The sequence below is a fragment of the Pseudomonas sp. CGJS7 genome (assembly GCF_036961695.1).
Genome location: NZ_JBAMDI010000049.1, coordinates 36,594 through 55,701 on the forward strand (window position 1 = coordinate 36,594; position 19,108 = coordinate 55,701).

Annotated in this window: 20 protein-coding genes; 13 read left to right on the forward strand and 7 right to left on the reverse strand. The window is 61.7% G+C overall.

Going from position 1 to position 19,108, the window contains the following annotated elements; all coding sequences use genetic code 11:
* The first annotated feature begins 169 nt into the window (after positions 1–169).
* From V7787_RS26355 to gdhA, 3 genes are all read left to right on the forward strand, one after another.
* Positions 170–574, forward strand: coding sequence for a hypothetical protein (locus tag V7787_RS26355; protein WP_064490907.1), 405 nt, complete (start codon positions 170–172; stop codon positions 572–574).
* Between the two features lie 304 nt (positions 575–878).
* Positions 879–2,546, forward strand: coding sequence for an energy-dependent translational throttle protein EttA (ettA, locus tag V7787_RS26360; protein ID WP_010951931.1), 1,668 nt, complete (start codon positions 879–881; stop codon positions 2,544–2,546).
* 222 nt (positions 2,547–2,768) lie between these two features.
* Positions 2,769–4,109, forward strand: coding sequence for an NADP-specific glutamate dehydrogenase (gene gdhA, locus V7787_RS26365; protein ID WP_003247498.1), 1,341 nt, complete (start codon positions 2,769–2,771; stop codon positions 4,107–4,109).
* A 199-nt stretch (positions 4,110–4,308) separates the two neighbouring features.
* Here the strand turns inward: gdhA and V7787_RS26370 are convergent, their stop codons facing one another.
* The 4 genes from V7787_RS26370 to V7787_RS26385 form a co-directional block, all read right to left on the reverse strand.
* The gene (locus V7787_RS26370; RefSeq protein ID WP_004575713.1) at positions 4,309–4,806 is read right to left on the reverse strand and encodes a GreA/GreB family elongation factor; all 498 of its coding nucleotides are present in this window, start codon (positions 4,804–4,806) and stop codon (positions 4,309–4,311) included.
* Positions 4,807–4,873: 67 nt separating this feature from the next.
* Entirely contained in the window at positions 4,874–5,230 is a 357-nt protein-coding gene (locus tag V7787_RS26375) for a hypothetical protein (RefSeq protein WP_064491214.1), read from the reverse strand.
* Positions 5,231–5,447: 217 nt separating this feature from the next.
* Complete coding sequence (locus tag V7787_RS26380) at positions 5,448–7,301, reverse strand: Lnb N-terminal periplasmic domain-containing protein (RefSeq protein WP_064491213.1); 1,854 nt, start codon at positions 7,299–7,301, stop codon at positions 5,448–5,450.
* A gap of 71 nt (positions 7,302–7,372) precedes the next feature.
* Entirely contained in the window at positions 7,373–7,861 is a 489-nt protein-coding gene (locus tag V7787_RS26385; RefSeq protein ID WP_003247492.1) for a DUF3015 domain-containing protein, read from the reverse strand.
* Positions 7,862–8,111: 250 nt separating this feature from the next.
* Here V7787_RS26385 and V7787_RS26390 point away from each other — a divergent pair, with 250 nt between their 5' ends.
* The 5 genes from V7787_RS26390 to V7787_RS26410 all read left to right on the forward strand — a co-directional run bounded on the left by V7787_RS26390 (position 8,112) and on the right by V7787_RS26410 (position 12,997).
* The gene (locus V7787_RS26390; protein WP_004575710.1) at positions 8,112–10,550 is read left to right on the forward strand and encodes a Lon protease family protein; all 2,439 of its coding nucleotides are present in this window, start codon (positions 8,112–8,114) and stop codon (positions 10,548–10,550) included.
* A gap of 162 nt (positions 10,551–10,712) precedes the next feature.
* Positions 10,713–11,051, forward strand: coding sequence for a PA4575 family protein (locus V7787_RS26395; RefSeq protein WP_010951936.1), 339 nt, complete (start codon positions 10,713–10,715; stop codon positions 11,049–11,051).
* A gap of 189 nt (positions 11,052–11,240) precedes the next feature.
* The gene (locus V7787_RS26400) at positions 11,241–11,729 is read left to right on the forward strand and encodes a TIGR00645 family protein (protein WP_003247486.1); all 489 of its coding nucleotides are present in this window, start codon (positions 11,241–11,243) and stop codon (positions 11,727–11,729) included.
* Between the two features lie 259 nt (positions 11,730–11,988).
* On the forward strand, positions 11,989–12,294 hold the full coding sequence (locus V7787_RS26405; RefSeq protein WP_014589631.1) for a DUF6482 family protein: 306 nt from the start codon (positions 11,989–11,991) through the stop codon (positions 12,292–12,294).
* An 85-nt stretch (positions 12,295–12,379) separates the two neighbouring features.
* The gene (locus V7787_RS26410) at positions 12,380–12,997 is read left to right on the forward strand and encodes an FKBP-type peptidyl-prolyl cis-trans isomerase (RefSeq protein ID WP_003247482.1); all 618 of its coding nucleotides are present in this window, start codon (positions 12,380–12,382) and stop codon (positions 12,995–12,997) included.
* 26 nt (positions 12,998–13,023) lie between these two features.
* On the opposite strand, the gene V7787_RS26415 is transcribed toward V7787_RS26410, so the two are convergent.
* The 3 genes from V7787_RS26415 to V7787_RS26425 all read right to left on the reverse strand — a co-directional run bounded on the left by V7787_RS26415 (position 13,024) and on the right by V7787_RS26425 (position 14,824).
* Complete coding sequence (locus tag V7787_RS26415) at positions 13,024–13,269, reverse strand: PA4570 family protein (protein ID WP_010951938.1); 246 nt, start codon at positions 13,267–13,269, stop codon at positions 13,024–13,026.
* An 84-nt stretch (positions 13,270–13,353) separates the two neighbouring features.
* Complete coding sequence (locus tag V7787_RS26420) at positions 13,354–13,695, reverse strand: zinc ribbon domain-containing protein YjdM (RefSeq protein ID WP_010951939.1); 342 nt, start codon at positions 13,693–13,695, stop codon at positions 13,354–13,356.
* Between the two features lie 160 nt (positions 13,696–13,855).
* A complete protein-coding gene (locus V7787_RS26425) occupies positions 13,856–14,824 on the reverse strand; it encodes a polyprenyl synthetase family protein (RefSeq protein WP_010951940.1) in 969 nt (322 codons plus the stop codon).
* Between the two features lie 244 nt (positions 14,825–15,068).
* Here V7787_RS26425 and rplU point away from each other — a divergent pair, with 244 nt between their 5' ends.
* The 5 genes from rplU to V7787_RS26450 all read left to right on the forward strand — a co-directional run bounded on the left by rplU (position 15,069) and on the right by V7787_RS26450 (position 18,756).
* The gene (rplU, locus tag V7787_RS26430) at positions 15,069–15,383 is read left to right on the forward strand and encodes a 50S ribosomal protein L21 (protein ID WP_003247466.1); all 315 of its coding nucleotides are present in this window, start codon (positions 15,069–15,071) and stop codon (positions 15,381–15,383) included.
* Between the two features lie 38 nt (positions 15,384–15,421).
* Positions 15,422–15,679: a 50S ribosomal protein L27 gene (gene rpmA, locus V7787_RS26435; protein ID WP_003247464.1), complete on the forward strand. Its 258-nt coding sequence runs from the start codon at positions 15,422–15,424 to the stop codon at positions 15,677–15,679.
* A 188-nt stretch (positions 15,680–15,867) separates the two neighbouring features.
* On the forward strand, positions 15,868–17,094 hold the full coding sequence (gene cgtA / locus V7787_RS26440) for an Obg family GTPase CgtA (RefSeq protein WP_003247460.1): 1,227 nt from the start codon (positions 15,868–15,870) through the stop codon (positions 17,092–17,094).
* Positions 17,095–17,179: 85 nt separating this feature from the next.
* A complete protein-coding gene (gene proB / locus V7787_RS26445) occupies positions 17,180–18,298 on the forward strand; it encodes a glutamate 5-kinase (protein WP_003247458.1) in 1,119 nt (372 codons plus the stop codon).
* Positions 18,295–18,756 (forward strand): CreA family protein, encoded by a 462-nt coding sequence (locus V7787_RS26450; protein WP_010951941.1) that lies wholly within the window; start codon positions 18,295–18,297, stop codon positions 18,754–18,756. Before proB ends, V7787_RS26450 begins: the two co-directional genes overlap by 4 nt.
* Positions 18,757–19,108: the final 352 nt, after the last annotated feature.

The window sequence follows — 19,108 nt, forward strand, 5'->3', positions numbered from 1 at the left end:
GGTGGCGCACTATAAGGCCGGACACCCGAAACCGGCTAGCATGCCTCGGATTATGGCGAAGTGCCAGCCATGTTGACCGATGGTGGCTGCCCGGTGGTTCGGCAAGCCCCTGTAACCTGTGCGAGAATAGCGCCCGCTTCACATGACAACGCATCGGAGATGTTCGGTTTTGGTTACTCACTTTTCCTCCAATGGCCTCGATTCCGCCTGCGGGCGCAGCAGTCAGACCCTTGTCAGCACTGCCGTGACCGAGGACGTATCCTGCAAGTCTTGCCAGCGTTCGCTGGGCAAACCCGAGGCGGCCGCTGCCGCAAAAAGCAAGGCCCCATCGCTGGCTGAACTGCGCAAGACCGCCAAGGTGGCAGCAGAGCCGGCTGTTGCAGTGGCGGCGGCCAAGCCAGCAGCCAAGGTGGTCAGCACTGCGCCTGCACCTGGCCAACCGGCCAAGGCGGCCGAGCAGCAACCTGCCCGCAGCGGCGGCTTCAGCGTGAAGTCCGCCTGGGCCGCGCGCCTGGCCGAGCAGGGCGACCGTTGCCGCCTGCCGCGGGGCAAGGCCAAACAGCGTCACGTCTGAGCCTCTTCGGCTGCCGTGCCGGCCCTTTCGCGGGCTCGCCCGCTCCCACAGGAATCGCGGATTCTTCAGACTCTGTGGTGACACTGTGGGAGCGGGCATGCCCGCGAAGAGGCCGGCACAGGCAATGAATTCATCCCAGTGACCGCACTGATCACACCCCACCATCGGCCCCTCCTATGCAACGCCGCGCGTTGGCGTAGAATGGTCGACTTTGTTCAATGACACCCCGTAAACACATCCCACTGGCCACCGCGTGCCGGGGCGATCGGCGATGTCTTTACCTATCTGATTAGAGGGCTTGGTTTTGGCTCAATACGTCTACACCATGCATCGGCTGAGCAAGGTCGTGCCGCCGAAGCGGGAAATTCTCAAGAACATTTCCCTGTCGTTCTTCCCAGGCGCCAAGATTGGCGTACTTGGCCTGAACGGCGCCGGTAAATCGACCCTGCTGCGGATCATGGCGGGCGTCGACAAGGAATTCGACGGCGAAGCCCGTCCGATGCCCGACATCAACGTGGGTTACCTGCCACAGGAACCGCAACTGGACCCAACCAAGACCGTGCGTGAAGTGGTCGAGGAAGCGGTCAGCGTAATCAAGGACGCCCAGGCCCGCCTGGACGAGGTCTATGCGGCCTACGCCGAGCCGGATGCCGACTTCGACAAGCTGGCCGCCGAGCAGGCCAAGCTGGAAGCCATCCTGCAGGCCGCCGATGGCCACAACCTGGAGCGCCAGCTGGACGTCGCTGCCGACGCCCTGCGCCTGCCGGCCTGGGATGCGCGCATCGAACACCTGTCCGGTGGTGAGAAACGCCGTGTGGCCCTGTGCCGCCTGCTGCTGTCGGCACCCGACATGCTGCTGCTCGACGAACCGACCAACCACCTGGACGCCGACTCGGTGGCCTGGCTGGAGCGCTTCCTGCACGACTTCCCGGGCACCGTGGTAGCCATTACCCACGACCGTTACTTCCTCGACAACGTCGCCGGTTGGATCCTGGAGCTGGACCGCGGCGCCGGCATCCCGTACGAAGGCAACTACTCGGGCTGGCTGGAAGCCAAGTCGGAGCGTCTGGCGCAGGAATCCAAGCAGCAGAGCGCCCACGAGAAGGCCATGAAAGAGGAACTGGAGTGGGTGCGCAAAGGCGCCAAAGCCCGCCAGTCCAAGTCCAAGGCCCGTCTGCAGCGCTTTGAAGAAATGCAGTCGCAGGAATTCCAGAAGCGCAGCGAAACCAACGAAATCTACATCCCGGCCGGTCCGCGCCTGGGTGACAAGGTTATCGAGTTCAAGAACGTCACCAAGGGCTACGGCGACCGTGTGCTGATCGACAACCTGTCGTTCTCCATGCCCAAAGGCGCCATCGTTGGCGTGATCGGTGGTAACGGTGCCGGTAAGTCGACCCTGTTCCGCATGTTGATGGGCAAGGAGCAGCCGGACTCGGGCAGCATCGAGATCGGTGAAACCGTACAGTTGGCCTGTGTTGACCAGAGCCGTGAGGACCTGGACGGCGCCAAGACCGTGTTCCAGCAGATCTCCGACGGTTCCGACCAGATCCGCATCGGCAACTACGAGATCCCTTCGCGTACCTACGTTGGCCGCTTCAACTTCAAAGGTGGCGATCAGCAGAAGTTCGTCAAGGACCTGTCCGGTGGTGAACGTGGCCGCCTGCACCTGGCCCTGACCCTGAAGGAAGGCGGTAACGTTCTGCTGCTCGACGAACCGTCCAACGACCTCGACGTCGAAACCTTGCGTTCGCTGGAAGAAGCCCTGCTGGACTTCCCGGGCGCCGCGATCGTGATTTCCCACGACCGTTGGTTCCTGGACCGTGTGGCTACTCACATCCTGGCGTACGAAGACGACTCGAACGTGGTGTTCTTCGAAGGTAACTACACCGAGTACGAAGCCGACCGCAAGAAGCGTCTGGGTGATGCTGCAGCCCAGCCGCACCGTGTACGGCACAAGAAACTGGCCCAGTAAGCCGGTTTTCTGATGCACAAGAATGGGGCCCCAAGTGGCCCCATTTTTGTGCCTGGCGGACCGCTATAAAGGGCGAGGCGAAGGTGTATTTTGTATACACTTACATAAAACGCACCAAATAATTTCAAAAAAACGACATTTCGCCCTATTCCGGTGCGATTGCTTCTTGGTACATTTCTGAAAAAAACCAATAAGTCCAATCCTCTTGGTGAGATGTCTACCATGATCGAATCTGTCGACAATTTCCTTGCACGCCTAAAGCAGCGTGACCCAGGCCAGCCGGAATTCCACCAGGCGGTGGAAGAGGTGCTGCGCACCCTGTGGCCATTCCTTGAAGCCAACCCCCACTACCTGCAGTCCGGCATCCTCGAGCGCATGGTCGAGCCCGAGCGCGCCGTACTGTTCCGCGTCTCCTGGGTCGATGACCAGGGCAAGGTGCAGGTCAACCGCGGCTACCGCATTCAGATGAGCAGTGCCATTGGCCCGTACAAGGGCGGGCTGCGTTTCCACCCGTCGGTGAACCTCAGCGTGCTGAAGTTCCTGGCGTTCGAGCAGGTGTTCAAGAACTCGCTGACCTCGCTGCCCATGGGCGGCGGCAAGGGCGGCTCGGACTTTGACCCGAAAGGCAAGAGCGACGCCGAAGTGATGCGCTTCTGCCAGGCGTTCATGAGCGAGCTGTATCGCCACATCGGCGCTGACTGCGACGTACCGGCCGGTGACATCGGCGTGGGTGCCCGCGAAATCGGCTTCATGTTCGGCCAGTACAAGCGCCTGGCCAACCAGTTCACCTCGGTGTTGACCGGCAAGGGCATGACCTATGGCGGCAGCCTGATCCGCCCGGAAGCCACCGGCTATGGCTGCGTTTACTTCGCCGAAGAAATGCTCAAGCGTCAGGACAAGCGTATCGACGGCCGCCGCGTGGCGGTGTCTGGTTCGGGCAACGTCGCCCAGTATGCTGCGCGTAAGGTCATGGACCTGGGCGGCAAGGTGATCTCGCTGTCTGACTCTGAAGGTACCCTGTATGCAGAAGCCGGGCTGACCGACGCCCAGTGGGACGCCTTGATGGAGCTGAAAAACGTCAAGCGCGGACGTATCAGCGAGCTGGCCGGGCAATTCGGCCTGGAGTTCCGCAAGGGCCAGACCCCGTGGAGCCTGCCGTGCGACATCGCCCTGCCATGCGCCACCCAGAACGAGCTGGGCGCCGAAGATGCCCGCACCTTGCTGCGTAACGGCTGTATCTGTGTGGCCGAAGGCGCCAACATGCCGACTACCCTAGAGGCTGTGGATATCTTCCTGGACGCCGGCATTCTGTACGCCCCGGGCAAGGCCTCCAATGCGGGCGGCGTAGCCGTGTCGGGCCTGGAAATGTCGCAGAACGCCATGCGCCTGCTGTGGACGGCCGGTGAAGTGGACAGCAAGCTGCACAACATCATGCAGTCGATTCACCATGCATGCGTGCACTACGGTGAAGAGGCTGATGGCCGGATCAACTACGTCAAGGGGGCGAACATTGCGGGCTTTGTGAAAGTGGCCGATGCGATGCTGGCTCAGGGCGTGGTCTGATCTGAGACCGTAGGGGGCCGCTTTGCGGCCCATCGCGACGCAAGGCCGCTCCCACAGGGATGGCGCCAGCTTTTAGAAGTTGAGCAAGACAGTTGCTTCCACAGGCTGGACTGCACCCGAGAAGTTGGACAACCAGGCAGTCAAGGCCCTGTGGGAGCGGCCTTGCGTCGCGATGGGCTGCAAAGCAGCCCCAGGGCCCTCAACCCTCACCCAGAATCTCAACCACCTCTATCACCTGTTCCCCCACCGGCCGCCGCCAGACCACCTCATCACCCGGCCCAGCCCCGAGCAAAGCCCGCCCCAATGGCGAACCCCAGTTGATCAACCCCCGCCCGGCATCCGCCTCATCCTCGCCCACCAGCTGCACCACCTGCTCCTGGTCCTGCGCGTCGACAAACCGCACCCGGCTACCAATCTGTACCTTGCTATGGGAAGTCGCCGCGGGTACCACCTGGGCGCTTTGCACCCGCGCGCTGAAGTAGCGCAGATCCCGCTCGGTATCGGCCAGCCGTTGCTTGTCACCCTGTTCGCCCTGCGCCTGCAGTTCGCTGCGCAAGGCATTCAGCTCGGCCACCCGTGTCTGCAGCTGGCGCAGGCCGCTGGCCGTCACATAGTTGGGCTGTTCGCTGATGCGCCGCTCGACCGGCTGGTCGGCTTGGTCGGCGGCTTGGTCTTCGTTGACGAATGCTCGGCTCATGTAGGGCCTCCTTGTGCATGAGACCATCATGGCAGGCCGCCGGTTTAAAGGAATGTCCGTTTGCGACTCAATTGTGGCGATAGGCCTTGGCAGCGCCGCGGTCCTTTTCCTGCTCCCAATCGCGGTCACGCTGGTCCCAGAAGCGCTCGTGGTATTGGCGCTGTTCTTCGCTGTTCTGCATGGCATGACACTGGCGGAAGCCATCGTCCCAGCCGGTTTCGTACTGACGATCGTGCAGGTAGCGCGGTACGTTTTTGCGGAAGTTGCCCACCATCAACCCGGCCGCCTGGCGGCCACTGCTGCAGCCGTCCTGGAAGCCATCCGCATAGGCGGGAGGGTAACCGTGGTTGACCATCTGCTCGTGGGTGGTTTCGCAACCTGACAGCAACAACGCAATGCACACGCCGAACCAGTACCGCGACATAGCCACAAAGCCCTCCAGTTGATGATTGGAAGTCTAGGTGGCGGTTTGTCGGGTAGGTGTCAAAACAGTGTCAAAGAGTTGGTTCAGTCACACTGCTTTACTAGCCTGACTGGCCAATTCGCGGGCAAGCCCGCTCCCACAGGTACTTGCACAGGCCACGGATCTTGTGGGGAGCCTTGTGGGAGCGGGCGTGCCCGCGAAAGGCCGCAGAGCGGCCTCAGTAGTGATACCACTTCAGCTCCAGCATCACCTCGTTTTGCGCCGTAGCCAAGTGGCTGAACTCCCGCGAGGCACTCAACCGAAGCCCAAGGTTCTGGCTGATTTCCCACTGCTGGTTCAGGCTTACACTGCGACGTACTTCGCCGTTGGTGAAGTAATCGCCCTTGGCCTCCAGCGTCATGTTGCCTAGCCCATTGCGCCACAGCAGCCCGCCATTGAAACCTGCCGCCGGGGCAATGAATTGAGCGAAGTCGTTGTGATGCTCGACCCGCACCGTGCCCAAGGCAAACCCCAGCAAACCGTCAGCCAGCTGCCAGGTGCCGCCAGCACCGCCATTCACATGGCTCACCAGCACTTCGTCATCATGCTTGCCCGGCACCCGCTCCAGCCCGCCTGCCACTTGCCATGACCAAGGCTTGAGCAGCTCGTTACGGGGTGTCAGTGAACGGATGGTGGCCAGGTCCAGGCGCTGCACCTGCCAATCGTTGCCTTCGTACTGGCGCAGCTTCAATTGCAGGATTTCGATCTGTGCGCCCAGCGGGAAGCCATAGGCGTTGTCATTCAGGTCGTGGTAGGCCATGCGCAAGCCATATTCGGCGTAGGCGCGGTCTTCACGGGTGCCCACGCCCAGTTGCCAGGTGCGCGAGTCATGGCCATCTTCGGGCAGGCCGGGGCGCTCGATCTGCAGGGGCGGCGGCGGGTTGCTGTTGATCGCCCGCAGCAACTCGAAGCTGCGTTTGGCCTGCCCTGGGTCGCGTTCCTGGCCATTGGCCCGATACCGCTCAAGGCGATACGCGGCATCTTGCACCAACGCTTGGCGTTCGCGAGGCAGGGCCTGGAATTCTGGGCTTTGCAGTTGCGCAGTGTCGGCGCTTACAGCCAGCACCTGGCGCTTTTCGTCGTGGTCGAGTGGCTCGGCCCTGGCCAGCAATTCACGTTCGCGAGAAGGGCGGTAAGTTTCGCTGGCGACCAGGCCGGACTGCTTCACGGCTTTCACCGTGTCGGTGGGAATGGCGGTCAGCGGGAACTGAGACGTCAGGTCCAGGCTCGGCCGGGCCACTTGCAGCAGCTCCAGCAGGCGATACGAGCAGTTTTCGTCGAAGAAGAAGTAGTCGAACTGGATCTGCTTCAGCTCCCACACATGCTCGACCATACGTCCGGTTTCTTCGGGGGTCAGGTCCAGCTGGTATTCCCACAGGTCGCGGTTTTCCAGGCTGCGGTATTCGGAGAGTTTTTCCTGGTAGGGCATCAGCGCGAACAGCCCCGGGTAGCCGCCCATCAGGCCTTTCCAGGCGTACAGGATGCTGTTGTCGCTGCCTTCGATATAGGCACCGAAGTTGATGGCGTAGCTCAGCAGCGTGGTGTCGTCGCTGCGGGTGTTGGACTGGTCGATGCGCAGCAGGGTGTGTCCGAACATCGACGACGGGCTGTTCAGGTAGGCTGCCGGGAAGATCAACGCGGCGCTGTGCGGGTCGATCGACTGGTACCAGGTCTTGAATTCCTGGCAGTCCGGTTGTGGCAAGTCTTGCAGGTCGAGCTGTTCGCGCAGCCAGCGGGTGCGCGCGGGGAATACGCACTGGGCGTGCTTGTCACCGAGGCTGGCCGGGGCATACAGCGCATCGACCGTAGCCTTGAGTTCCTGGTCCGGATGGTGCGCGCCATCTTCGGCGAGGAAGAACGCATCATCATCCACATAGCTGCGCCAGCCGCCGAGCTTGGCGGTTTCGTAATGTCCAATGGCGAGCCAGTAGGGGGTATTGGCCAATTGCTGGAGACGGCCTGGATCCAGCAGGGGAGCGGCATGAACAGGGGCGCAGGCACACAGCGCCAGGGCAGTGAGGCGTTTGAGCATATCGGGCAACTACTTCTTGACGATGCCGAAAAAGGCGAAACCCGCCCCGGGTGGGGCGGGAGCAGCTGTGCTTAGGCCTCGGTAGCGTATTTGGCCAGGCGTGGGTCGCTCTTCAGAACGGCCAGGGTGTTGCTGTGGACAGTTTCGGCAGTGACGTCGGCGCTGCTGAAGATCTGGTTGAAGTGCTGGTGGGTGACCGAGTTGAAGTAGCTGCGGTCCTCCGGTGCTACGCCGAGAACGACGGCATAGGTGGTCAGTGCTTCGCCCTGGCCCATGGCCATGTCTTCGGAAAGCTCGTTCATCATGCCGTTCATGGCGAACCAGGACTTGCCGCCGTAGGTCAGCGAAGCCTTGGTCGAGCAGCCGTTGGTGCCGGAGGTCATGCCGAAGGTGGCGTTACCGGAGGTGCCGTTGGTGGTAGAAGCCAGGAAGTGTGCCGGCGTGCCGCGCTGGCCTTCGAACAGCATGTTGCCCCAGCCGCAGTTCGGGCCGCCCGGCGCTTCGGCCATGGCGTTCAGCGAGACCACGGTGAACAGAGTACCCAGAAGAATCCGTTTCATAGCATTTGTTCTCTTTGTCTTAACCAAGGGTCAGGGTTTCTGGCAACTCGGTTGCCAGGTCGGGAAAGCTTTTCACCCACCCGCGCAGCTTGGAGTTTAGGCACGATCTAAAGGTTGCGTTGTTGATTGCGAAAAATTTGCTGTCACAAGACTGCACCGGCTGCGACATAAAGTCCCGTGGAGCCTTGCAAGGCGCGCGCGGGCAGCGCCAGAATGCTGCGTATCTGCCCCGCCGAAGTAAGGAAACCCAATGCCCGATCCTGTCGCTGCGCGCCTGCGTCTTGCGCCTGAAGCCCTGACCCGGCGTTTCTCCCCCGAGCAGTTTGCTTTTACCCATACCGACGATCTGGAGCCGTTTCGCGGAGTTCTGGGCCAGGAACGTGCTGTCGAGGCCCTGCAGTTTGGCGTGGCCATGCCGCGTCCTGGTTACAATGTGTATGTGATGGGCGAGCCCGGCACCGGGCGCTTCTCGTTCGTCAAGCGCTACCTCAAGGCCGAGGGCAAGCGCCAGCAGACCCCGGCCGACTGGGTCTACGTCAACCACTTCGACGACACCCGTGAACCACGTGCACTGGAGCTGCCGTCCGGAAGCGCCGCCGAGTTCATCAGCGACATGGGCGGATTGATCGACAACCTGCTGTCGACGTTCCCGGCGGTGTTCGAACACCCGTCCTACCAGCAGAAGAAGGGCGCCATCGACCGCGCTTTCAACCAGCGTTATGACCGCGCTCTGGATGTGATCGAGCGCGCGTCGCTGGAAAAGGACGTGGCCTTGTACCGCGATGCCAGCAACGTCGCCTTCACGCCGATGGCGGATGGCAAGGCGCTGGATGAAGCAGAGTTTGCCCAATTGCCCGAAGAGGTGCGCGAGCAGTTCCACGAGGACATTGCCCTGCTTGAGGAGCGCCTCAACGAAGAGCTGGCCAGCCTGCCGCAATGGAAGCGCGAATCGAACAACCAGCTGCGCCAGCTCAACGAAGAAACCATCACCCTGGCGCTGCAGCCGTTGCTGGCGCCGCTGTCGGAAAAGTACGCCGAAAACGCGGCGGTTTGCGCCTACCTGCAATCGGTGCAGTTGAACCTGTTGCGTACGCTGGTCGAGCAACTGGTCGATGACAGCAAGTCCGACGCCGTGGCCCGCAAGCTGCTCGAAGAGCAGTACGCGCCCAGCCTGGTGGTGGGCCATCACGCTGACGGTGGTGCGCCGGTGGTGTTCGAGCCACACCCGACCTACGACAACCTGTTTGGCCGTATCGAATACAGCACCGACCAAGGTGCGCTGTATACCTCCTATCGCCAACTGCGCCCAGGCGCGCTGCACCGTGCCAACGGCGGCTTCCTGATTCTGGAAGCCGAGAAAATGCTGGGTGAGCCGTTCGTATGGGACGCGCTCAAGCGTGCGTTGCAGTCGCGCAAGCTGAAGATGGAGTCGCCGATCGGTGAGCTGGGCCGTGTTGCCACTGTCAGCCTGCAGCCGCAGGTGATTCCGCTGAACGTCAAGCTGGTGATCATCGGCTCGCGCCAGCTGTACTACGCACTGCAGGACCACGACCCGGACTTCCAGGAGATGTTCCGCGTGCTGGTGGACTTCGATGAAGACATGCCGATGGTCGACGAGAACCTGGAGCAGTTCGCCCAGCTGTTGCGCACCCGCACCAACGAAGAGGGCATGGCGCCGCTGACCAGTGACGCGGTAGCGCGTCTGGCCACCTACAGTGCTCGTCTGGCCGAAAACCAGTCGCGTCTGTCGGCGCGTATCGGCGACCTGTTCCAGCTGGTCAGCGAGGCTGATTTCATTCGCCAGCTGGCCAGTGACGAAATGACCGACGCAGGCCACATCGAGCGTGCGCTGAAGGCCAAGGCCACCCGTACCGGCCGTGTGTCGCAACGGGTGCTGGACGACATGCTCGCCGGCATCATCCTGATCGACACGGAAGGCGCGGCCATCGGCAAGTGCAACGGGCTGACCGTGCTGGAAGTGGGTGACTCGGCGTTCGGCATGCCCGCGCGTATTTCGGCCACCGTCTACCCCGGCGGCAGCGGTATTGTCGATATCGAACGTGAGGTCAACCTTGGCCAGCCGATCCACTCCAAAGGGGTGATGATCCTCACCGGTTACCTGGGCAGCCGCTATGCCCAGGAGTTCCCGCTGGCGATCTCTGCCAGCATCGCCCTGGAGCAGTCCTACGGCTACGTGGACGGCGACAGCGCCTCGCTGGGCGAAGCCTGCACGCTGATCTCGGCCTTGTCGCGCACGCCGCTCAAGCAGTGCTTCGCCATCACAGGCTCCATCAACCAGTTTGGTGAAGTGCAGGCGGTGGGTGGAGTGAACGAGAAGATCGAGGGCTTCTTCCGCCTTTGCGAGGCGCGTGGCCTGACCGGCGAGCAGGGGGTGATCATTCCGCGTGCAAACGTCGCCACCTTGATGCTTGACGAGCGCGTGTTGCAGGCGGTGGAGAACGGCATGTTCCACGTCTACGCGGTCAGCCAGGCTGATGAGGCGCTGAGCCTGCTGGTGGGCGAGGAGGCCGGGGTACTCGACGACAAGGGGCTGTTCACCGAGGGCAGCGTCAATGCCCGAGTGGTGGAGCGCCTGCGTGAAATTGCCGAGATGATCAGCGAGGAAGACATCGAGAAGGCAGAAAAGGAACGCCTGGAAGAGGTGATTGCCCAGGCCAAACCGGCTTGAGTCAATAAACTGGCGCTGACGGCGATGTGCTACCGTTCAGCGCCAGTTTTCCATCTTTCTGAGCGGTTCCTCTATGCTGGAACTTAAGGACGGTACAGCGTTCAGGATGGAAACAGCCTGAGGGTTTCGGGCTGAACAAGGCTCATTGGAGGGGACGCGGCCATGCGCAACCTCAGCCTCACACGCCAGTGCCTGGGCCTGGTGACCCGTATCGAATGCAGCATTCGTCCACTGGCCGGGGATAACGGCATGTGGACCCTGCTGTTCGCCGCCGGCATGGCCGGTGAACAACCCTCCGCGATCAAGGCGCAGGGCCCGTTTCATGGGCCACTGGTGGCCGAGTCGGTGCTCAATGCCATCGTCGACAGCCTGACCATGCATGGTTATCAGGTGGCCGATGACCCGCAGATCTGGTGTCTGCATTTGCAGGCGCAGTTGCGGCGGATCAATGGTGAGCGGTGTCGCAACCTGGGGGATTACCAGTTTCATCCTGAGACCTGAAGAATGCCGGGGCCGCTTTGCGGCCCATCGCGACACAAGGCCGCTCCCACAGGTACAGCATCGGCTTGCTGTGGGAGTGTGGCCTTGTGTCGCGATCAGGCTGCGGAGCAGCCCCCGGGCTTTTGCTGTAACAGGTGGCTGGCTATACTCGCCGTCGCTTTTTTAGTCACCTGATGAGTCCTGAACTTCATGGAACGTATCCTCGAAAACGCGATGTATGCCTCGCGCTGGCTGCTCGCACCGATCTACTTCGGCTTGTCCCTCGGCCTGCTGGCCCTGGCGCTGAAATTCTTCCAGGAAGTGGTCCACGTCCTGCCCAATGTCTTTGCGTTGAGCGAAGCTGACCTGATCCTGGTGATCCTGTCACTGATCGACATGTCGCTGGTTGGTGGCCTGCTGGTGATGGTGATGATTTCCGGCTACGAGAACTTCGTCTCGCAACTGGACATCGATGAAAGCAAGGAAAAGCTCAACTGGCTGGGCAAGATGGATTCCTCGTCGCTGAAGATGAAGGTTGCCGCGTCGATCGTGGCGATTTCCTCCATTCACCTGCTGCGGGTGTTCATGGATGCGCAGAACATCTCCACCGATTACCTGATGTGGTACGTGATCATCCACATGACCTTCGTGGTCTCGGCGTTCTGCATGGGTTACCTGGACAAGCTGACCAAGCACTGAGTCCCGCCAGGCCTCACTGCAACTCCTGTGGGAGCAACTGTCTTGCTCAATTTCTGAAAGCTGGCGTGATCCCTGTGGGGCTTGCCCGCGAACACCGGCAAAGCCGGTGCCAGCCACCGCGTGGCCTGCTTCGCGGGCACGCCCGCTTCCACAGATATCGAGGCTCAACTGACGAGTGGCGTCAGTCATGCCTTGCGCATTCTCCCTTCCTGTACAAAAAATGAGCTCTCATGCGTGGTTCCCATCGCGAGGTGCTCTCATGAACCTGCATCAGCTCAATACCGAGGCCAGGGCTGGCCATGTCGACGAACTGAACCTGATCGCCATCGAAGGCGGTGACTACCTGCTCGAGGCCCGGGTCAAAGGCCATCCTCACCCCCTGTCCGATACCCGTGGTGAACGCTTGCGCGTGCACTCGGTGGAGGATGCGCGCAAGTTGCTGCAAACCATCCCCATGGTCTCGATGAACCTGGTGCACTGGTCGGTGCAGGACGAAATGTGCGGCATGGGTACGCACCCGGAAGAAGACCTGAAGGTGCCGATTTCCCAGCGTTCGGCCTGGTAGCTGCTCGCAGCGCCCCAGTGTGCTAGGCTGCTCGCCCTTTTTATCAAGGGCGCGGCTGCATTGCGCCCTGCAGTGGAGCACGACAATGTCCGAACTCAACCTGTCTACCGACGAAACGCGCGTCAGCTACGGTATCGGCCGTCAGCTGGGCGGCCAGCTGCGCGACAACCCGCCACCAGGCGTTAGCCTGGAAGCCATCCTGGCCGGCCTGACCGACGCCTTCAACGGTGCCGACAGCCGCGTCAGCGAAGCCGACCTGTCGGCCAGCTTCAAGGTCATCCGCGAGGTGATGCAAGCCGAAGCTGCAGCCAAGGCCGAAGCCGCTGCTGCTGCTGGCAAGGAGTTCCTGGTCGAGAACGCCAAGCGTGAAGGCATCACCACGCTGGCTTCGGGCCTGCAGTTCGAAGTGCTGACCGCTGGTGAAGGCGCCAAGCCGACCCGCGAAGACAACGTGCGTACGCACTACCACGGCACCCTGATCGACGGCACCGTGTTCGACAGCTCCTACGAGCGTGGCCAGCCGGCTGAATTCCCGGTAGGCGGCGTGATCGCTGGCTGGACCGAAGCCCTGCAGCTGATGAACGCTGGCAGCAAATGGCGCCTGTACGTGCCAAGCGAGCTGGCTTACGGCGCCCAAGGCGTTGGCAGCATCCCGCCGCACAGCGTTCTGGTGTTCGACGTCGAGCTGCTCGACGTTCTGTAATGCCCTGGAGGCCGGCCCTGCCGGCCTCAATTCCAGTCTGTCCCCCCAGGGCGCAACGCCCGCGCATAGCAGAACAGAAACAGATTCCGTACCAGTTCCTTGAGCACCCCCGGTTCACTCGAATTCAGCCCGCTCATGTCCAGGTCACCCTGGTCACGCAGTTCGTCGAGGGCTTCTTCTTCAAGCACCGCGCACACTTCGCCGGTTTCCCGATGAAGAATGCGCAGGTAGGGGTGAGGGCGTTCCAGCCAGGCGTCGATCAGATAAGTCATGGCTATTCTCCTTGGAAAGCAATTCCAATGAGAATAATTCTTATTACCAGAATAGCAAGCGCCAATTGGCGTTTTTTTGCCTGATCAGACTTTGCGGACGAACTCGGACTTCAGCTTCATGGCGCCGATGCCGTCGATTTTGCAGTCGATGTCGTGGTCGCCGTCGCACAGGCGGATGTTCTTGACCTTGGTGCCAACCTTGACCACCAGGGACGAACCCTTGACCTTGAGGTCCTTGATCACAGTGACGGTGTCACCGTCTTGCAGGATGTTGCCGACCGAATCTTTCTTCACCACATCGTCGCTGGCCGCCTCGGCATCGCCGCTGGCCGACCACTCATGGGCGCATTCAGGGCAGATAAGCTGAGTGCCATCCTCATAGGTGTATTCGGAGTTGCATTTTGGGCAGGGTGGCAGAGTGCTCACTTCGGTTCCTCAAACAAACAGACGGGCGGTTAAAAGCCCACATTGTAAAAGGTATTTTTCCGGAAGTGATTATGTCCGGACAAAAAGCACCACGGGCAAGCGCGCTCCCCACAGATGGTGCAGGAGCGGGCTTGCCCGCGAATGAAGTCGACTCGGTCTGTCAGTGCGTACGCGCGACCGCAAACTCGCTCAGTTCAACCAGCGCATCCCGGTATTCACTGGCAGGCAGCACTTCGAGGCAGGCGATGGCGCGTTTCACGTAATCGCGCGCCAGCTCGGCGGTGTATTTCAGTGCGCCCGATTCTTCGACCGCAACGCGAATCTGTTCCAGATCTTCCAGGCCACCCTTCTGGATCGCCTGGCGTACCAGCGCCGCCTGCTCGGCAGTGCCTTCGCGCATGGTGTAGATCAGCGGCAGGGTAGGTTTGCCCTCGGCCAGGTCGTCACCGACGTTCTTGCCCAGGGTCTGCGAGTCACCCTTGTAGTCCAGCAGGTCGTCGACCAGCTGGAAGGCCACGCCCAGATGGTCGCCAAAGGTACGCAGGGCTTCGCGCTGCTCGTCGGTGGCCTGGGCCAGCGCCGCAGCACTGTGGGTAGAAGCTTCGAACAGCATCGCCGTCTTGCCGCGAATGACCTCCATGTAGACTTCCTCGGTGGTGCTGGCGTCGCGTACGCGCGACAGTTGCAGCACTTCACCTTCGGCAATCACCCGGGTGGCCTTGGACAGGATCTGCATGACCGGCATCGAGCCCAGCTCGACCATCATTTCGAACGAGCGCGAATAAAGGAAGTCGCCCACCAGTACGCTCGGCGCGTTGCCCCACAGGGCATTGGCGGTAGAGCGGCCACGGCGCATGCCGGACATGTCGACCACGTCGTCGTGCAGCAGGGTGGCGGTGTGCAGGAATTCGATGGTGGCGGCCAGCAGGCGCAGGTCGTCGCCTTCGCGGCCCAGGGCCTTGCCACACAGCAGTACCAGCAGGGGACGCAGGCGCTTGCCACCGGCGGACGTGATATAGTCGCCGATCTTCGATACCAGCGGCACGCGCGAGGTCAGCTGCTTCTTGATGATCTCGTCGACGGCGCTGAAATCATCAGCCACCGCGCGGTAGAAGGTTTGGGGTTGCATCGGCTGCTCCAGTGAGGTTGCGCGGCATGCTAGGTCGCGGGTCCCGGTGTGTCAAGGCGCGGTGCCCGCAGGCCGGGGGCGGCACTTGCAAGCAAAACCGCGGTTGCGTACAATCGCGCACCCTAACTTCCTGGGCAGCACCTGCCTTACGCAATTGCGCCGGGCCGTTCCAGCCCTGTGCAGCCATGCCAGCCAATACTCATCATATAAAGCGCTGGGTGAGCAGGATTATCGGAGAAATACCATGTCTTACGCAGTAATCGTTACCGGCGGCAAGCAGTACAAAGTCGCTGAAGGTGAATTCCTCAAGATCGAAAAACTGGAAGTCGCCACTGGCGAATCCGTGACCTTCGATCGCGTTCTGCTGGTCGCCAACGGTGAAGAAGTCACCATCGGTGCTCCAGTTGTTGCTGGCGCTAAAGTAGTGGCCGAAGTCGTTTCGCAAGGCCGCCACGACAAGGTTCGCATCATCAAGTTCCGTCGTCGTAAGCACCACATGAAGCGTATGGGCCACCGCCAGTGGTTCACCGAGATCAAAATCACCGGCATCCAGGCTTAATCCCCTAGATCCCCTGAATTTATTTGGAGAATTGAACCATGGCTCACAAGAAGGCTGGTGGTAGTACTCGTAACGGTCGCGACTCAGAATCGAAACGCCTTGGCGTGAAGATGTATGGCGGCCAGGTTATCAAGCCAGGCAACATCATCGTCCGTCAGCGCGGTACCGAATTCCACGCTGGCTACGGCGTTGGCATGGGCAAGGACCACACCTTGTTCGCCAAGATCGAAGGCGTGATCAAGTTCGAGAAGAAAGGCGAGTTCATGCGCCGTTACGTGAGCATCGTCGCCGCTTAATCGCGACGTCGCTCCAGAAGCCCCGTCATGCGACGGGGCTTTTTCGTTTGTGGTGAGCCTCTTGCAAAGCTGTTTGTCTGGGTTGCCGGCGTTGGTTTCTACGGTCGTACGGGGCCGCCGCGCTCATTTTTGCAAGAGCCTCATGTTTTTGAGTCATTCAGCTCGTCTGCCGACGAGAGGCGGTTTTAATGAAGTTTGTTGACGAAGTATCCATTCGGGTCAAGGCCGGTGACGGTGGCAACGGTTGCATGAGCTTCCGTCGCGAGAAGTTCATCGAGAACGGCGGCCCTAACGGCGGTGACGGTGGTGACGGCGGCTCGGTGTACATGATTGCCGACGAAAACCTGAACACCCTGGTCGACTACCGCTACACCCGTCACCATGAAGCCCAGCGTGGCTCCAACGGCGGTAGCACCGACTGCACCGGCAAGAAGGGTGAAGACCTGTTCCTGCGCGTGCCGGTCGGCACCACCGTGATCGATGCTTCCACGCAGGAAGTGATCGGTGACCTGGTCACCCCCGGCCAGAAGCTGATGGTCGCGCAAGGTGGCTGGCACGGGCTGGGCAACACCCGTTTCAAGTCGAGCACCAACCGTGCACCGCGCCAGACCACCCCAGGCAAACCGGGTGAGCAGCGTGACCTGAAGATGGAAATGAAGGTGTTGGCCGACGTCGGCCTCCTGGGCTTGCCGAACGCCGGCAAGAGTACCTTCATCCGTTCGGTCTCGGCTGCCAAGCCGAAAGTCGCCGACTACCCGTTCACTACCCTGGTGCCAAACCTGGGCGTGGTCAGCGTCGACCGCTGGAAGAGCTTCGTCATCGCCGACATCCCCGGCCTGATCGAAGGCGCTTCCGAAGGTGCCGGCCTGGGTATCCGCTTCCTCAAGCACTTGGCGCGTACGCGCGTGCTGCTGCACCTGGTGGACATCGCGCCGCTGGACGAAAGCAGCCCGGCCGATGCCGCCGAAGTCATCGTCAACGAGCTGACCCGCTTCAGCCCGTCGCTGGCCGAGCGTGAGCGCTGGCTGGTGCTGAACAAGGCCGATATGGTCATGGACGACGAGCGCGACGAGCGTGTGCAGGAAGTGATCGACCGTCTGGAGTGGGAAGGCCCGGTCTACGTGATCTCGGCTATTTCCAAGCAGGGCACCGACAAGCTTAGCCACGACCTGATGCGTTACCTCGAAGACCGCGCCGACCGCCTGGCCAACGACCCGGCCTACGCCGAAGAGCTGGCCGACCTTGACCAGCGTATCGAAGACGAAGCCCGTGCCCAGCTGCAGGCCCTGGACGACGCCCGTACCCTGCGTCGTACCGGCGTCAAGAGCGTGCATGACATCGGCGACGACGATGGTTGGGACGATGATTTCGAGGACGACGAAGACGGTCCGGAAATCATTTACGTGCGCGACTGATCGGTTGCAGTACACTAAACGCCGCTCTCTGGAGCGGCGTTTTTGTATCCACGGTATCTACAGATTCGACATAGGTTGGAAGAAGATGCGAAGCAAGGTGACGGGCGCCAAGCGCTGGGTCGTTAAGATTGGCAGTGCTCTGCTGACCGCCGATGGCAAGGGCCTCGACCGCGGTGCAATGGCCGTTTGGGTCGAGCAGATGGTCGCGCTGCGTGAGGCAGGCGTGGAGTTGGTACTGGTCTCCTCCGGGGCCGTGGCTGCCGGCATGAGCCAGCTGGGCTGGACCAAGCGACCGAGTGCGATGAACGAGCTGCAGGCGGCTGCCTCGCTCGGCCAGATGCGTCTGGTGCAGGCCTGGGAGTCGAGCTTCGGGGAGCACGGGAAGCACACCGCGCAGATCCTGCTGACCCATGACGACCTGTCCGACCGCAAGCGTTACCTGAATGCCCGCAGCACCCTGCGCACCTTGGTCGATCTGGGCGTGGTGCCGGTGATCAACGAAAACGACACCGTGGTCACCGACGAGATCCGCTTCGGCGACAACGACACCCTGGCGGCGCTGGTGGCCAACCTGGTCGAGGCCGACCTGCTGGTGATCCTCACCGACCGCGATGGTATGTTCGATGCCGACCCGCGCAACAACCCCGAAGCGCAGTTGATCTACGAAGCCCGTGCCGACGACCCCTCACTGGATGCCGTGGCCGGTGGTACCGGTGGTGCCCTGGGCCGTGGCGGCATGCAGACCAAGCTGCGTGCGGCGCGCCTGGCTGCCCGTTCCGGTGCTCACACCATCATTATCGGTGGCCGCATCGAGCGCGTGCTGGACCGCCTGAAGGCGGGCGAGCGCCTGGGCACCTTGCTGTCGCCCGAGCGCGGCATGCTCGCGGCGCGCAAGCAGTGGTTGGCCGGTCACCTGCAAACCCGTGGCACCCTGGTGCTGGATGCTGGTGCCGTGCAAGCGCTGCGTCAGGCCAACAAGAGCTTGCTGCCGGTTGGCGTGAAGACTGTGCAGGGCAGCTTCCGTCGTGGCGAGATGGTGGTGTGCGTCGGCCCGGACGGTGTTGAAGTGGCTCGCGGCCTGGCCAACTACAGCGCCCTGGAGGCGCAGAAGATCATTGGTCAGTCGTCCGAAGCCATCGAGTCGATCCTTGGCTATAGCGCCGAGCCGGAACTTGTACACCGCGACAACCTGGTGCTGGTATGAGCCTGCTGAAGAACGTAATCGCTGTGGCAGCGTGCGTGCTGCCGATGTTGGCCGGCGCCGAAGAGGTCGGCCAGGTGTCCACCGTGTTCAAGTTCGTCGGGCCGAACGACCGCATTGTGGTCGAGGCCTTCGACGACCCTAAGGTAGAGGGCGTGACGTGCTACCTGTCCCGGGCCAAGACTGGCGGGGTGAAGGGGGGCTTGGGGCTGGCCGAGGACCGGGCGGAGGCATCGATTGCCTGTCGTCAGGTCGGGCCGATCAACTTCAAGGGTGAGCTCAAGGATGGCGAGGAAGTGTTCAAGGAACGCACCTCGCTGGTGTTCAAGACCATGCAGGTGGTGCGTTTTCTCGACAAGAAGCGCAACACGCTGGTGTACCTGGTGTACAGCGACCGCATGATCGAAGGCAGCCCGCAGAATGCGGTGACTGCCATTCCGATCCTGCCTTGGGCTCATTGATAGCCCGCTCCTGCATACGCATCGGTGGTTGGGCGCAGGCCGTCGTAGGAGCGGGTTCACCCGCGAAAGGGCCGGACCTGCTGGCCAATTTCCACCCGCCGTTCATCGTTGCCGCCGCCACCGTATTCGCGGGTAAACCCGCTCCTACATACGCATCGGTGGTTGGGCGCAGGTCGTCGTAAGAGCGGGTTCACCCGCGAAAGGGCCGGACCTGCTGGCCAATTTCCACCCGCCGTTCACCGTTGCCGCCGCCACCGTATTCGCGGGTAAACCCGCTCCTACATACGCTCGGTGGTTGGACGCAGGCCGTCGTACGCATCGGTGACTGGACACAGGCCGCCGTAGGAGCGGG

Coding starts and splice junctions, on each gene's coding strand:
- gdhA (WP_003247498.1), top strand. CDS start 2,769: ATGATCGAATCTGTCGACAATTTCCTTGCACGCCTAAAGCAGCGTGAC.
- V7787_RS26370 (WP_004575713.1), bottom strand. CDS start 4,806: ATGAGCCGAGCATTCGTCAACGAAGACCAAGCCGCCGACCAAGCCGAC.
- V7787_RS26375 (WP_064491214.1), bottom strand. CDS start 5,230: ATGTCGCGGTACTGGTTCGGCGTGTGCATTGCGTTGTTGCTGTCAGGT.
- V7787_RS26380 (WP_064491213.1), bottom strand. CDS start 7,301: ATGCTCAAACGCCTCACTGCCCTGGCGCTGTGTGCCTGCGCCCCTGTT.
- V7787_RS26385 (WP_003247492.1), bottom strand. CDS start 7,861: ATGAAACGGATTCTTCTGGGTACTCTGTTCACCGTGGTCTCGCTGAAC.
- V7787_RS26390 (WP_004575710.1), top strand. CDS start 8,112: ATGCCCGATCCTGTCGCTGCGCGCCTGCGTCTTGCGCCTGAAGCCCTG.
- V7787_RS26395 (WP_010951936.1), top strand. CDS start 10,713: ATGCGCAACCTCAGCCTCACACGCCAGTGCCTGGGCCTGGTGACCCGT.
- V7787_RS26400 (WP_003247486.1), top strand. CDS start 11,241: ATGGAACGTATCCTCGAAAACGCGATGTATGCCTCGCGCTGGCTGCTC.
- V7787_RS26405 (WP_014589631.1), top strand. CDS start 11,989: ATGAACCTGCATCAGCTCAATACCGAGGCCAGGGCTGGCCATGTCGAC.
- V7787_RS26410 (WP_003247482.1), top strand. CDS start 12,380: ATGTCCGAACTCAACCTGTCTACCGACGAAACGCGCGTCAGCTACGGT.
- V7787_RS26415 (WP_010951938.1), bottom strand. CDS start 13,269: ATGACTTATCTGATCGACGCCTGGCTGGAACGCCCTCACCCCTACCTG.
- V7787_RS26425 (WP_010951940.1), bottom strand. CDS start 14,824: ATGCAACCCCAAACCTTCTACCGCGCGGTGGCTGATGATTTCAGCGCC.
- rplU (WP_003247466.1), top strand. CDS start 15,069: ATGTCTTACGCAGTAATCGTTACCGGCGGCAAGCAGTACAAAGTCGCT.
- rpmA (WP_003247464.1), top strand. CDS start 15,422: ATGGCTCACAAGAAGGCTGGTGGTAGTACTCGTAACGGTCGCGACTCA.
- cgtA (WP_003247460.1), top strand. CDS start 15,868: ATGAAGTTTGTTGACGAAGTATCCATTCGGGTCAAGGCCGGTGACGGT.
- proB (WP_003247458.1), top strand. CDS start 17,180: ATGCGAAGCAAGGTGACGGGCGCCAAGCGCTGGGTCGTTAAGATTGGC.
- V7787_RS26450 (WP_010951941.1), top strand. CDS start 18,295: ATGAGCCTGCTGAAGAACGTAATCGCTGTGGCAGCGTGCGTGCTGCCG.